The following is a 15184-nucleotide window of genomic DNA, read 5'->3' as shown; positions in this document are numbered from 1 at the left end:
TATGTCAGCAAGTAAAGTTATACAGGCTTATTACAATGACGATGACGTGTTGATGCACGCCGTTAAAAAAGTAAAGGCGGGAAAGCACCATATCGAAGAGGTATACTGTCCGTTTCCGGTGCATGGTCTGGATAAGGCCATGGGACTGGCCCCGACCCGAATCGCGATTACTTCATTTCTGTATGGTTGCGTAGGTCTTACCGTTGCCATAGTAATGATGAATTACATCATGATCGAGGATTGGCCCCAGGATATTGGCGGTAAGCCCAGTTTTAGTTACATCGAGAACATGCCTGCCTTTGTACCGATCATGTTCGAGCTTACGGTTTTCTTTGCGGCCCACTTAATGGTAATAACATTTTACTTAAGAAGTAGATTGTGGCCTTTTAAAAAGGCGGAGAATCCCGATGTGCGTACCACCGACGATCATTTTGTGATGGAAATCGAGGTACATGGAAATGAAAACGAATTGAAAGAATTGCTGGCCGATACGGGAGCGGTGGAAATCAATATATCAGAAAAAAACAGTCATTGAATATGAACAGTTTTGCAAAAATAGGGGCAGTTGGGGTATTGTTGGTTTTAGTTGCCTCCTGCGCCGATAAAAGTAGACCAAATTACCAATACATGCCCAATATGTACGAACCGGTAGGCTATGAAACATATGAAGAGGTCGATTTTCTACCAGACGGGCAAGAGGCACTGCTTCCGGCCGAAGGAAGTATTTCTCGTGGATGGATGCCCTATGGATTCGAAAATACTCCGGAAGGGAAGGAGTTGGCCCGTTTGAATACGAGCCCCTTGGACTCAATGCAGCAGGAAAAAAATCTTGCGGTCGGTCAAGAGCTTTACGGCTATTATTGTGCCATTTGCCACGGTAATAAAGGGGACGGAAAAGGATGGTTGGTACAAAGGGAAAAAATCCTTGGGGTACCCAGTTATGCCGATGCGGCACGAAACATCACGGTTGGTACTACCTACCATACCCTCCAGTATGGTTTGAACTCCATGGGTTCCTACGCCTCCCAGATGAACAATCATGAAATGTGGCAAGTCTCGGAATACGTTATGAAGTTGAAACAAGACCTAACAAAATAATACATAGAACAACGATATGTACACGATTTCAAACAGATTAAAAATAGCTTCCTTTATTTTAATGGCTGTGGGGCTTTTGGGAATAGGAATTGGTTTTGTCTCCGCGCCAAGTACGGTGGAAGAGGCGAAAGCCATGGTCGAAGCCCATGATGACGGACATGGTGGTGCCCATGGAGAGGAGGCTACCCATATGACAACCGATACACGGGAGAAGGTCACTCCTAGTGCAGAGGGCCATGGGGAAGAAAGTCATGCAATGGATCACGATGAGCATCTGTTACACCAACTACAAAATAAGCCATGGGCAGCATTGTATGTAGCCGCTTTCTTTTTCTTCATGATCGCTCTTGGTGTCTTGGCATTCTATGCCGTGCAACGTGCGGCGCAGGCAGGTTGGTCCCCCTTGCTGTTTCGAGTGATGGAGGGCATTACGGCCTACATGGTACCGGGCGGAATCATCGTTTTCGTGATTCTGGTCTTATCCGTACTGCACATGAATCATCTTTTTGTTTGGATGGATGCCGAGGTGGTGGCACACGACAAACTATTACAGGGAAAAGCAGGATATTTGAATCCGGTCTTTTTCTTGATTCGAGCTGCCATTTTCTTGGGGGGATGGATTTTATACCGTGAATACTCCAGAAAGCTTTCCTTGAAGCAAGACGAATCCGATGACAACTCCAGTTTCAAAATGAACTTCAGGATCTCGGCGGCCTTTTTGGTATTCTATCTCATTTCGGAATCGATGATGTCCTGGGATTGGATTATGAGTGTGGATCCACACTGGTTCAGTACCCTGTTCGGATGGTATATTTTTGCCAGTATGTTCGTGTCGGGTATTACCGTCATAGCCATGGTGACCATTTATTTAAAGTCAAAAGGATATTTGGAACAGGTGAACGATAGCCATATCCACGATTTGGCCAAGTTTATGTTCGGTATTAGTATCTTCTGGACCTACCTTTGGTTCTCACAGTTCATGTTGATCTGGTATTCCAACATACCCGAGGAGGTTACCTATTACGTAACCAGAATTGCCGATTATAACCTTCCCTTCTTCGGCATGGTGGCGATGAATTTCGTGTTTCCGTTGCTACTTTTGATGAATAGCGATTACAAAAGGATAAATTGGTTTGTAATCATGGCGGGCATTGTTATTTTGGCGGGTCATTATTTGGATATATTCAACGCCATTATGCCTGCAACAGTGGGAGATCAGTGGTTCATAGGAATTCCCGAAATCGGTGCGATATTATTTTTTGCGGGATTGTTTATTTTTTGGGTATTCAGGGCGTTGGCGACCCAACCTTTGCAGCCCAAACGAAATCCGTTTATTGAGGAGAGTAAACATTTTCATTACTAAACAAGACTTAACGTATAACAGTAAAACATACGATGACTACATTACTGATATTAATAGTTCTAGCGCTGGTGGCGATTGCGATTTGGCAAATGACCAAAATATTCGAATTGTCCCAACTGAAGACCGAAAGCTCCCAAATAGCGAATGATGACGATAACAAGAACAACGGGTATATGTTGTTCGCCTTTTTGATATTCATCTACGCCATAACGATTTTTAGCTTCTGGAAATACTCTAAGTTTTTGTTGCCCGAAGCTGCATCGGCACATGGTGCGGATTACGATTATCTAATGCTCGTCTCCTTTGCAATTATCTTCTTTGTACAGACGATAACCCAAGCGCTGTTGCATTACTTTGGATACAAGTATCGTGGAGAAAAGAACAAAAAAGCGCTATTCTATGCAGATAATGACCGGTTGGAGTTCATCTGGACCATCATTCCCGTCATTGTGTTGGCAGGATTGATTTTATGGGGATTGTACACTTGGACGAACATTATGGACGTAAACGATGAGGATGACCCACTGATAGTGGAGTTATACGCACAGCAGTTTAACTGGACCGCAAGGTATGGGGGAGAAGATAATGTGCTGGGAAAAGCGAATGTGAGAATGATCGATATCGACCGGGCAAACGTGTTAGGGTTGGACGAAGCCGATACCTATGCCGCCGATGATGTGATTGTGAAGGAGTTGCATCTTCCCGTCGGTAGAAAGGTGAACTTTAAAATGCGCTCACAAGATGTGTTGCATTCCGCCTATATGCCCCATTTTAGGGCCCAGATGAACTGTGTTCCCGGAATGACGACCGAATTTTCGTTTACACCGATTAAAACTACCGCGGAAATGCGACAAAACGCCGATGTGGCCGATAAGGTAAGGCGCACAAATGCAATTCGTGCAGAGCGGGCGGCCAACGGCGAGGATAATTCGGATCCTTGGGAATTCGACTATATTTTATTGTGTAACAAAATATGCGGGAAATCCCATTACAATATGCAGATGAAAATCATTGTGGAAACCCAGGAGGAGTATGAGGAATGGATGAAGTCACAACAAACCTTTGGCCAGTTGATGGCAACCAATGAACCTGGGCCTGCGTTTAACACCCCGCTCGGGGCAGATAGGAATTAATCTGAAAAGCATTATTTTTGAAAAAGCTAGAAAAAGAAAATTAATAAACAAAAAATTGAAGTTATGTCGGTTACAGCACATGCACATGTAGAAGATCACGCACACGACGATCATGCACATCATCATCATAAAGAGACCTTTGTAACAAAATATATTTTCAGTCAAGATCATAAGATGATCGCAAAACAGTATCTGATTACTGGTTTGATCATGGGCTTTATCGGTATCGCCATGTCGTTACTGTTTAGAATGCAATTGGCTTGGCCCGGGGAGTCTTTCCCCATATTCGAGGCGGTACTTGGTAAATGGGCACCCGATGGAGTAATGGATGCCGATATGTATCTTGCCTTGGTCACCATTCATGGTACCATTATGGTGTTCTTTGTATTGACTGCAGGACTCAGCGGTACCTTTAGTAACTTATTGATTCCGTTACAGATCGGGGCACGGGATATGGCCTCTGGATTTCTGAATATGTTGTCGTATTGGATGTTCTTCACCTCCTCGGTCATCATGGTAATTTCCCTTTTTGTGGAAGCCGGTCCGGCCGCCGCAGGGTGGACGATTTACCCACCGCTTAGTGCCTTGCCGATGGCACAGCCCGGCTCTGGGATGGGAATGACCCTCTGGTTGGTCTCTATGGCAATCTTTATTGCTTCTTCCCTATTAGGTTCATTGAACTACATTGTCACCGTTTTGAATCTAAGAACTAAAGGGATGTCGATGACGCGACTGCCTTTGACCATTTGGGCTTTCTTTATTACCGCTATTATCGGTGTCATTTCATTCCCTGTATTGTTATCGGCCGCTTTATTATTGATTATGGATCGGAGCTTTGGGACTTCCTTCTTCCTATCCGATATCTTTATTCAAGGGGAAGTGCTGCACTACCAAGGGGGCTCTCCTGTACTATATGAACACTTGTTCTGGTTCTTGGGACATCCTGAGGTATATATCGTATTGTTGCCTGCTTTGGGGATTACCTCCGAGGTTATGTCGACTAATGCGCGTAAGCCGATATTTGGATATAGGGCAATGGTTGCCTCCATTATGGCAATCGCCTTCCTATCGACCATCGTTTGGGGGCACCATATGTTCATTTCCGGGATGAATCCTTTCTTGGGCTCGGTATTTACGTTCACAACATTATTGATCGCCATTCCGTCAGCGGTAAAGGCCTTCAACTATATCACGACCCTCTGGAAGGGTAATCTGCAACTGAATCCGGCGATGTTGTTCTCCATAGGTCTGGTGTCGACCTTCATTACCGGGGGGCTTACCGGTATCATTCTTGGAGATAGTACGTTGGACATCAATGTACATGATACTTATTTCGTAGTGGCACACTTCCATTTGGTAATGGGTATCTCCGCCTTATATGGATTGTTCGCCGGTGTATATCATTGGTTCCCGAAAATGTTCGAGGGAAAGATGATGAACAAGAATCTTGGATATGTGCATTTTTGGGTCACGGCGGTCTGTGCCTATGGCGTATTCTTTCCGATGCATTTTGTAGGAATGGCCGGGGTACCTAGACGATATTATCAGAATACGGCATTCCCAATGTTCGATGAGTTGACCGATGTACAGGTATTGATGACTGTTTTCGCGTTGATAGCCGGGCTTGCCCAACTCGTCTTCCTCTACAACTTTATCAGCAGTATTTTCTATGGAAAAAAAGGACCTAAAAATCCTTGGAAGTCAAATACCTTGGAATGGACAGCCGAGGTCAAGCACATTCACGGAAACTGGGATGGTCCCATTCCGGAAGTACATCGTTGGGCGTACGATTATAGTAAAGTAGACGAAAACGGTGAATACATCATACCGGGTCAGGATTTCGTGCCACAGACGGTACCGCTCCAAAAGGACGAGGAGGAATTGAATCACTAAAATTGATGTCAAAAAATAAAAAATGCCCAACTGAACAAGTTGGGCATTTTTATTGATGGGGAGTAGGGAAGAAGGTATAACTTTTTTATAATATCTTTAAATCATAGAACATACGAAATGAAAAAAGGACTTTTTTTAATTGCCGTGATATTCTGTTTTCAGGCCTATTCCCAGCGCAAACCCAAAATCAAAGGGAATCGAAGTGTAGTAGAGGTACAGGAAGATTTACCGGCTTTCAATGCAATTGAGCTCAATGATGATTTGGAAATTATGTTAAAAAAATCTTCCCGGGAAGGATATGAGATCGAGGCGGACGATAATTTAATCGATGTGCTGAAGTTCAAGGTAGAGGACAGCACGCTCTTTATTAGTTCTTTTTATAAGATTATCGGGAAGAAGAAATTGAAAATTACCGTTAACTACACCGAATTAGTTGCAATCACGGCCAACCAAGGTGAAATAGAAAATTCGGATGTCGTGTTCGCAGACGAGTTGGAAGTGAATGCTTTTGGGTCTTCCAGATTGATACTCAATGCGACGGCCGATATCATGGAAATCAGCATGGAGGGAATGAGTTCCGGGGATTTCAACATCGCCAGTGACTCTTTGAATATCGTATTGAAGAATAGGGTAGATGCAAGAATCTATTCGGTAGGTGAGAGTAGCTACATTTCCATGTATAACAATGCTTCCGCCAAATTGGAGGGCACCGTGGATGACTTGAGGGTAGATTTATATGAGGATGCCAATTTAAAGGCTGAAAAGCTTGAGGCAACCCGTGTTTTGGCCAATCTACAGGATTCTCCCTACGCCAACGTTTATGCCAAAGAGGAGTTTGATCTTTCGTCCAAGGGATCTTCAAAGACCCATCTTTATGGAAATCCGAAAATTACCTTGACAGACTTTCTGGATACTTCCCAGTTACATAAGGAAAAGTAAGCGCTTTCTACCTTGCGATAGGGGCGGTCATACAATGTTCCGGAATTCCAAACCCATCGACCAATACCCCTATGTGGGGTCTCAATTCCGTGCAGAGACGTTCTACCCGTTGTCGAATCGCTTTTGATTTGGTACTGCCAAGATACCCCTGTTCCAAGAACCAATCCGCATCTTTTCGGATTTCATAGAGGGCGTAGAGGGTACCCAGTTTTTGAAATAAGAGTCGGTGTTTCTCCGCTGGAATATCCGCTACAAAGTCGACAAAGGTGTTATAGGCCAACTCAACACTATAGGCTTTGCCCAAGGCCAATAAATGGGTCTGTACTTTCAGAAACGCCTGATACGATGGAATTCCCTTTTTAATGTAATCACGGATTCGCATAGCTGCGGTATAGGTCAATCGACGGGTACGATAATCAAAGGCATGCCGATGAAATTTCGGATTGTAAAGGTGCTCTTTATCCACTTTGTTGGAATAAACGGGATTGATAGTGGCCAATTTATCGGTCAATTGTGTGCCCAATAGCTTTAGCACCGAAGAAAATCCGGCACTGTTGAATTCTGCCTTAAAATCAGAGAGTACCCCTTTGGCGGCCAGTTGCAGTAGCACGTTGTTGTCTCCTTCGAAAGTGGTAAAGATATCTACATCGCCCTTCAGGTCGGCAATCCTGTTTTCAATAAGATACCCTTTTCCCCCGCAAGCTTCCCGGCATTCCTGAATGGCATCATTGGCATACCAGGTAATAATCGATTTAAGTCCGGCTACTTGCGTCTCGACTTTGCGCTTGTCGGGTAGTGAATCATCGCAATAGACGGCCATCATGTTATCCAAGGCGGCGTGGTACACATAGGCACTGGCGACTAAGGGTGTCAATCGCAATTGATGGGATGGATAATCCATCAACAAGTCTTCCTGTATTTTAATGCTATCGTTGAACTGTCTTCTTTTAAGCGAATGCCTGATGGCGACAGCCAGGGCCATTTTGGCTCCACCCAATCCCGCCCGGGCCACACAGATGCGACCTCCGACCAGTGTTCCGAGCATAGTAAAAAAGCGTTTGTTCGGGTTTTTGATATCCGAATAATAGGTTCCTTCATCGGTGATGTCCCCATATTTATTAAGCAGATTTTCCCGTGGAACCGATACTTGGTTGAACCATATTTTCCCATTATCAACTCCGTTCAATCCCAGTTTATACCCGTTGTCCTCGACAACAATGCCCGGAAGCAGTTCGTGTTTATCGTTTCTCAATGGCACCAAAACAGCATGTACACCTTCATTTTTTCCGTCGACGATCAGCTGTGCAAAGACGGAGGCCATTTTGGAATGAAGTGCATTGCCGATATATTCCTTATTGTCATTTTTACCCGGGGTATGAATGATGATGCAATCCGTTTCCTGATGGTAGGTTGCCGTGGTCTTGATGCCCCGTACATTGGAGCCATGTCCGGTCTCCGTCATGGCAAAACAACCTAGAAGTTTCGCCTCCCCCGCACGCTTTAGATAGTGGTCATGGTGTTTTTTGGTGCCTAATTTTTGAATGCTTCCCCCGAAGAGTCCGAACTGTACCCCGAATTTGATGGTGAGGCTTCCATCTACATACATCATATTTTCAAAAATGGCCGCATAGCCCTCCATATCACCTGTGCCACCATAGCCTTTCGGATAGGCTATCGAACCGTATCCTTTATCCGCCAAAAACTGTACTTGTTTCAATACCACTTCGCGAAATTCCTCTTTGGTACGATGTATATCCCACTTAAAAAGAGGATTCTTGACCACCTCCCTAAACCCATCGATGACCATGGCATGCCTTCCTTTTAGGATAGTATCGATTTCCTTGGCATCGTAGTAATGCGAGGTTGTTTCATGTTCGACTTCCACATCGAACAAGTGGTTGTAATGATTGGGTTGAATACCCAGGTTGACCTCGATATGTTTTAATTGGTCGTTAAACGGACATACTTCCTTATAATGGCAAACGACATTCTGACTAAAAGTGGATAAAGGATAGGTGTCGCTTTCCACCAGTTTTACTTTGGAGTTGCTAATGGTATGCTTCCATTGCTTTAATTCACCATTTGGAGGCGGTTGTTTTACATCTAGCCAAGCATGCAATTGTATCCTATCTTGATTACTTAGGGACGTATCTTCATTGATGGCTTTTTGTACCACATTGATTTCGGAAGCCGATACGAGGTCATCGGACCAAATGACGTAAAAAAAGGGAATATATTGAAGAATGCCAGGGGAGTACGTTTTCTTTTCCATAACCTGAAAATACGACTTAAAAAGGAAATCGTAAACAAGGTACGAATCAAAAAAATCCTCGTTATAATTTATACAACGAGGATCTTTTCACAAAAAGAGCGTGCTTAGTTAGGCGGTTTCGGTAATTTTCGGACCAGCCGCTACTATTTCAGGATTCACGTTAGCCTTGAATTTTTCAAAGTTTTTGTTGAAAAGGTTTATCAACTTGTTTTTGACTTCGGTGTACTTGGCCTTGTCCTCCCATGTATTCTTTGGCACCAATACCTCCTCGGGTACGTTAGGACAACTTGTTGGTATCTGGAAACCAAATTCTTCGTCGGTAATGTAATCGACATTGTCAAAATCGTGATTATGGATGGCATCGATCATTGCCCTCGTATATTTTAATTTCATACGGTTGCCTGTGCCGTTCCAACCGGTGTTGACCAACCAGGCCGTCGCTTTGTGCGTTTTTATTTTTTCGGCCAGCAATTCGGCATATCGGTTCGGATGCCACATCATGAAAGCAGCTCCAAAACAGGCACTAAAGGTCGCTTGAGGCTCGGTTACACCCATTTCGGTACCTGCGACCTTTGCGGTATAACCTGAAATGAAGTGGTAGCTTGCCTGCTCGGGCGTTAGTTTACTCACCGGTGGCAGTACCCCAAAGGCATCACAGGTTAGGAAAATGATATTTTCAGGATGCCCTGCGATACAAGGTATCTGTACATTATCAATAAATTCAATAGGATATGAGGCCCTGGTGTTTTGTGTAATTGAGGTATCGCTATAGTCCACTTTTCGGGTTTCCGGGTCGTAAACCACGTTCTCTAGAACGGTTCCAAAACGAATGGCATTGTAGATATCCGGTTCATTCTCGGCACTGAGGTCGATGGCCTTGGCATAACAACCTCCCTCAATATTGAAGGTTCCATCATCGGTCCAACAGTGTTCGTCATCACCGATTAGTTTGCGTTTTGGATCGGCACTCAGGGTAGTCTTTCCTGTTCCGGAGAGGCCGAATAAAATACTCACATCGCCTTTTTCCCCTACGTTGGCCGAACAGTGCATGGGCATTACCCCCTCAAGTGGCATAAGATAATTCATGACACCAAAAAGACCTTTCTTCATCTCACCTGCGTACTGGGTGCCCAGTATCACGATTTCCTTGCGCTCCAAGTTTACATCGATACTGGTTTTAGAGGTCATTTCGGAGGTATAGCGGTTTGCAGGGAACCCACCTGCGTTCAAAACAACATAGTCGGGTTCGCCGAAATTGGCCAATTCCTCTTTGGTCGGCATGATCAACATGTTTTGCATGAAGAGCGCGTGGTAGGCGCGGGTACATATAATCCTTGTCTTGATTCGGTATTTAGGGTCCCATCCGGCGTAGGCATCGACCACAAATAGATAATCGCGTGTGTTTAGATAATCCAGTGCGCGTTCGTGGTTGACCATATAGGTGTGTTCGTCAAGACCGATGTTGATGTCACCCCAGTCGATATTTTTTTCTGAATCGGGGTGTCTAACGATTCGTTTATCTTTTGGACTTCGCCCTGTTTTTTCCCCTGAGTAGGTCATCAAGGCCCCCACGTCTGAAATCGCGGTACCCTTTTCCAAACGAAGACCTAGTTCGTACAAAACGGGGACACTGCTGTTTCGATATATTTTTTCGGTCTCTATGCCGTATTGTTTAAGATTGAATGCTTCTGCCATTTTTTAATGTTTTATGTTGGGTGTTATTGGAATGAGTTCTGAACTTCTCCGCAAAGTTTAAAAATACGAATTGTAAAAAAGATGACAATTGTCATGTTAGCACTATTATGCCTTAAATGCCTTAATTTTCGGCACATGATTTTAGTATCTTTGTGCGGATATGAATGAACACCTAGACCCCACTACTGACGGTTTTTCAAGCGAGGAGCTTGATATTGAAAGAGCCTTGCGCCCCATTACCTTTGATGATTTTACCGGGCAAGAGCAGGTCTTGGAAAATTTGAAGGTGTTCGTTGAGGCGGCGAATCAGCGAGGAGAGGCCTTGGACCATACCTTGTTTCACGGTCCTCCGGGATTGGGAAAAACCACTTTGGCCCATATTTTGGCCAATGAATTGGGCGTAGGCATCAAGATTACCTCCGGTCCTGTGCTGGATAAGCCAGGTGACCTGGCAGGCCTGCTTACCAATTTGGAAGAGCGCGATGTGCTGTTTATCGACGAGATACATCGATTGAGTCCGGTGGTCGAGGAATACCTCTATTCGGCCATGGAGGATTATAAGATCGACATCATGATCGAGACGGGCCCGAATGCTCGTTCGGTGCAGATTAATTTGAACCCGTTTACCCTGATAGGTGCTACCACCCGATCAGGACTCTTAACCTCGCCCATGAGGGCGCGATTCGGTATACAGAGCCGTTTACAATACTATTCTACCGAACTGCTTTCCACCATTGTTGAACGCAGTGCCGATATTCTACGGGTGCCTATTAGCAATGAAGCTGCAATCGAGATTGCGGGTCGTAGCCGTGGTACTCCCCGAATCTGTAATGCCTTGCTTCGAAGAGTACGGGATTTTGCACAGATTAAGGGCGATGGCAACATTGATATCGAAATCTCCAGGTTCGGTTTGAAAGCTCTAAATGTCGATGCCCATGGCTTGGACGAAATGGATAACAAGATACTGACCACTATAATCGACAAGTTTAAAGGAGGTCCGGTAGGCATTACAACCTTGGCGACGGCAGTCTCTGAAAGTGCGGAAACCATCGAAGAAGTCTATGAACCTTTTTTGATCCAACAGGGATTTATTATGCGTACGCCCCGCGGGCGCGAGGTAACAGAGTTGGCCTATCGACATCTTGGAAGAATTAAAGGAGGTCAACAACCGGGGTTGTTTTAAGTCTTTAAACTCACTTGGGGAGATAACCGTATATTCAATGAAAACCTCACCCTCCATAAAAACGGCTCCGACCAAAAAAACAGTACCCATGCAAAAACCCATGGTCACAGTTTCCCAACTTACCGTTTTCAAGAACCGTTCCCGAATTCTTGCCAATCCACTTCCGTTTCATCGCGAAAATTTTGACAAGCATGGTGATACTTTCATGGTAAAGATTGGGCTTGGTAATAAAGTGGTATTCACCCGGAATGCCGAAACCATCAAATACATTCTTCAAAAGAATCACAAGAACTATCACAAATCGACACTACAGACCAAGGATTTGGGAAAATACATTGGTCAGGGGCTACTCACTTCCAACGGGGAATTCTGGCGTGTTCATCGTAGAATGATACAGCCCGCTTTCCATAAAAAAAAACTGGAAGGCTTGCTGGCCATCATGTATGAGGCGATTACCACCGAGTTGGAACCATTGGAACGCGGTAAGGAGTTCGACATATTTCCGTTAATGGGGGACCTCGCTTTTCAGGTCGTGGCCAAATCGCTTTTTAGTGCAGGGGACATTCGCGAGCGAATGCGAAAATTACAGGGGATTACCACCATCAACCAAAAAATGTTGATTAAGGAGATGCGACAGCCTTATTTGAAATGGTGGTTTCAGCTATCGGGTGATATCAATAGGCATTTGGATTATGCAAAAGATGCGAGAAACTTACTGGATAGGATTATTCAAGAAAGGGTAGATTCCAAAGTTGATAAAGACGATTTACTCGACATGTTGCTTAAGGCACGTTATGAGGATGGGTCTCCTATGTCTAGAAAGCAATTGATCGATGAGGTGCTGATTCTCTTCACCGCAGGGCACGAAACCACTGCGAATGCCCTGAGCTTTGCACTGTTTTTATTGGCGAAACATCCGAATACTCAGGAGAGGCTGTTTCAGGAGGTCGGGGGGGTCGATTTTAAAGACGACGATTTAATGCGATTAATGGGTCAACTACCTTATACAAAACAATGTATCGAGGAAGCCATGCGATTGTATCCGCCTGTGTATGTAATCGATCGAGTAAGCCTGGCCGAGGATACGATCAATGGCCATACCTTTAAAAGGCGTACCGTTTGGTTGATGAGTATGTTCGAGCTGCACCGACATACCAAGTTCTGGGAAAACCCGACGGAATTTATTCCCGAACGTTTCGACCCCAAAAACAAAAAGGACTTTTCAGACTATTATTTTCCATTTGGGGCAGGTCCCCGCATGTGTATCGGTAATAATTTTGCGATGTACGAAATGATGATGGTGGTCGCGACTTTGATCAAGAAATTTCGTTTGTCTTCTTCCTTGGACGAGATAACCCTAAATCCGTTGATTTCGTTAAAACCCAAAAAGGTGCCGATACACTTTACACCAAGGGACCTGTAAATCCATGATGGTCGTCATATCAAGATTAGGTTTAGCTCTTGCGGCTGAGGGCTCATATGCACATACAGTAAAATTTATTTCATTTATTCCCACGCCAAATTCTCACTAACTTGTCAATCCTGTTTCTATGACAAAGCAAATTGTTTTGTAGGCAGTCTGGTTTCTTATTACAGCAAATAGTTGCATATATCGATTACTTCAAAATGGCGTTTTCATCCGAAAATCTCTTATAGCTAAAATAGACGGCCAAAACGGCGAATGCAATCAATGACGCCAGTATGGTAAAATACTGCAACATATCGATGGTACCTGCCATAATTTCCTTGACGCCCAAACCGATATTCAATACCGGCACCAAAACGGTCGCCCAACTTAGTTCGATTCCGGGCATCATTGCCAATACCAATGGGATAATGATTACCATAATAATGGGAGTGGCCTTGCTTTGGGCCTCCTTGAAAGTGGTCGCACCGGCCACCAAGGCGATGATAAAGCCTGCCAAGAACAAAGCGAACGGAACTAACAGTAGTAAAATAAGGGCCACCGATTGAAAATTCAACATTTCGTTGATAGCTGCTTTAAACGTGTCGGGTATACCATCGATTAGTTTTAGGCCGGCAATAATACCCAGTAGGTTCAATACGGCGGGAATGAACCCTAGAAGGGACGCTACGATCGACTTTCCCATTAGTACCGTAAACTTGGATACGGGCAATGAGAGTGTGGTTTCAATGGTTTTGCGCTCTTTTTCCCCTGTGACCAAATCAATGGCGGCCAATAGGCATCCGCCCCACATGGTCAGGATAAAAAGATAGGGGATAAACCCTCCGATACGCTTGCCGATCAGTTCCTTTTGTTCCCCAACCTCGACATAATCCTGTCGTATCGGATTCAGTTTTTCTGCAGAGATGTCCAATTGCGACATGCGCGCTTCCTTTAGGTTTGCAGCATAGGTATCCATTATTCCGGATACCCGTTCATTCACGTTATCTTTCGTCCCGTTGCGATAAATTTGTACCGCACCGGTTCGAAGGCTGTCCATCTGCGCTTTCCAATCGCCGGGGAACACTACCGCCGTTTGAATCGTTTCCTCATCGATAAGGGTTTTAAAATCGATTGATTCGTCATATATGGTTACTTGGTTTAAGGTGTCGCTTTCCACAATATCCATAAAATTTTGGGGCGCATTTACCAATCCGATTTGAATGGTTTTTTCCTTGGCGTTCTGGTCGATTATTTTGCTTACCTTGATAAATCCGAATAGTAAAACAGGGCCCAACAAGGTGGGCAGTACGATGGAATTGATTATGGTTTTCTTGTCCCTTAGAAGCTCCGAAAGCTCTTTCTTGATGATTATCAGTAAATCCCTCATAGTTTAGGCTTCTTTAACGCGGTTAATAAATTCTTGGGTCAGGTTGTCGGCTTTCATTTCCTTTTTAAAATTTTCAAAAGTATCGTTGTAAATAATCGACCCCTTGCTAATGATGGCCAGATCATCGCAGAGAAGATCGACTTCGCTCATGATATGTGACGAAAAAATAACTGTCTTATTATTCTCTTTTGACTCCCTGATGAGGTCGATAATGCTGTCTGCGGTTATAACGTCCAGTCCTGAGGTTGGCTCATCGAAGATGAGTACCTCGGGATCGTGAATTAAGGTTCTGGCGATGGAGACTTTCTGTTTCATACCGGTACTCATTTGTCCCACGCGTTTTTTCCGAAACTCGTTGATGCCCAACTTTTCAAAGAGGTATTCCTTTTGTTCCGTGAGTTGATGCTCGGGAAGCCGATAGAGCTTTCCAAAAAAATCGATCGTCTCATCAGGATTCAGGCGTTCGTACAGTCCGGTAGATCCTGTTAGAAACCCAATTCGTTTTTTGACTTCGTGGTTGCCGTTTGAAATATCGATTCCGTCGACGATGGCGGTACCCGAGCTGGGGTTGATGATACCCGCTATAATCCGAAGCGTGGTGGTCTTCCCCGCTCCATTGGGCCCTAAAAGGGAAAAAATTCGTCCAGGCCGGCACTCTAGGGAGACTTGGTTTACTGCATTTACGGTGGTCATTTCGCTTTTGAACCCTTTTGAGGTTTTGGTGGTAAACGATTTGGTGAGGTTCTTTAGTTCTATCATAGTGTGGTTGAATTAGCTACATACCTTTAGTAACAAAAATCCTAAAATGTTACA

12 protein-coding genes are annotated in these 15184 nt (G+C 44.4%); 8 read left to right on the top strand and 4 right to left on the bottom strand.

Annotation, left to right across the window (positions count from 1 at the left end; translation table 11 throughout):
* Position 1 precedes the first annotated feature (1 nt).
* The 6 genes from FK220_RS03460 (at position 2) to FK220_RS03435 (ending at position 6426) form a co-directional block, all read left to right on the top strand.
* On the top strand, positions 2–535 hold the full coding sequence (locus tag FK220_RS03460; protein ID WP_152572878.1) for a DUF3341 domain-containing protein: 534 nt from the start codon (positions 2–4) through the stop codon (positions 533–535).
* A gap of 2 nt (positions 536–537) precedes the next feature.
* A complete protein-coding gene (locus FK220_RS03455; RefSeq protein WP_152572877.1) occupies positions 538–1098 on the top strand; it encodes a c-type cytochrome in 561 nt (186 codons plus the stop codon).
* Between the two features lie 16 nt (positions 1099–1114).
* Positions 1115–2461 (top strand): quinol:cytochrome C oxidoreductase, encoded by a 1347-nt coding sequence (locus FK220_RS03450; protein ID WP_152572876.1) that lies wholly within the window; start codon positions 1115–1117, stop codon positions 2459–2461.
* A 32-nt stretch (positions 2462–2493) separates the two neighbouring features.
* The gene (locus FK220_RS03445) at positions 2494–3594 is read left to right on the top strand and encodes a cytochrome c oxidase subunit II (RefSeq protein ID WP_152572875.1); all 1101 of its coding nucleotides are present in this window, start codon (positions 2494–2496) and stop codon (positions 3592–3594) included.
* Positions 3595–3657: 63 nt separating this feature from the next.
* Entirely contained in the window at positions 3658–5487 is a 1830-nt protein-coding gene (locus FK220_RS03440) for a cytochrome c oxidase subunit I (protein WP_152572874.1), read from the top strand.
* Positions 5488–5604: 117 nt separating this feature from the next.
* Entirely contained in the window at positions 5605–6426 is an 822-nt protein-coding gene (locus FK220_RS03435) for a GIN domain-containing protein (RefSeq protein ID WP_152572873.1), read from the top strand.
* Positions 6427–6433: 7 nt separating this feature from the next.
* Here the strand turns inward: FK220_RS03435 and FK220_RS03430 are convergent, their stop codons facing one another.
* Positions 6434–8698 (bottom strand): acyl-CoA dehydrogenase family protein, encoded by a 2265-nt coding sequence (locus FK220_RS03430; RefSeq protein ID WP_152572872.1) that lies wholly within the window; start codon positions 8696–8698, stop codon positions 6434–6436.
* A 108-nt stretch (positions 8699–8806) separates the two neighbouring features.
* Positions 8807–10393, bottom strand: a complete 1587-nt coding sequence (pckA, locus tag FK220_RS03425) for a phosphoenolpyruvate carboxykinase (ATP) (RefSeq protein WP_152572871.1) — start codon at positions 10391–10393, stop codon at positions 8807–8809.
* 160 nt (positions 10394–10553) lie between these two features.
* Between pckA and ruvB the strand changes: the two genes are divergently transcribed.
* Together ruvB and FK220_RS03415 are read left to right on the top strand one after the other, a co-directional pair.
* Positions 10554–11576 (top strand): Holliday junction branch migration DNA helicase RuvB, encoded by a 1023-nt coding sequence (gene ruvB, locus FK220_RS03420; RefSeq protein ID WP_152572870.1) that lies wholly within the window; start codon positions 10554–10556, stop codon positions 11574–11576.
* Between the two features lie 37 nt (positions 11577–11613).
* On the top strand, positions 11614–12999 hold the full coding sequence (locus FK220_RS03415) for a cytochrome P450 (RefSeq protein WP_238718880.1): 1386 nt from the start codon (positions 11614–11616) through the stop codon (positions 12997–12999).
* Between the two features lie 193 nt (positions 13000–13192).
* Here FK220_RS03415 and FK220_RS03410 read toward each other — a convergent pair whose 3' ends face one another.
* Positions 13193–14371 carry an ABC transporter permease gene (locus FK220_RS03410; protein WP_152572869.1) on the bottom strand — a complete coding sequence of 393 codons (1179 nt, stop codon included), beginning with the start codon at positions 14369–14371 and terminating at the stop codon, positions 13193–13195.
* A 3-nt stretch (positions 14372–14374) separates the two neighbouring features.
* Positions 14375–15130 (bottom strand): ABC transporter ATP-binding protein, encoded by a 756-nt coding sequence (locus FK220_RS03405; RefSeq protein WP_152572868.1) that lies wholly within the window; start codon positions 15128–15130, stop codon positions 14375–14377.
* Positions 15131–15184: the final 54 nt, after the last annotated feature.

The sequence above is a fragment of the Pelagihabitans pacificus genome (assembly GCF_009371985.2).
Classification (GTDB): domain Bacteria; phylum Bacteroidota; class Bacteroidia; order Flavobacteriales; family Flavobacteriaceae; genus Pelagihabitans; species Pelagihabitans pacificus.
This window is presented reverse-complemented; position numbering and strand designations above follow the sequence as displayed.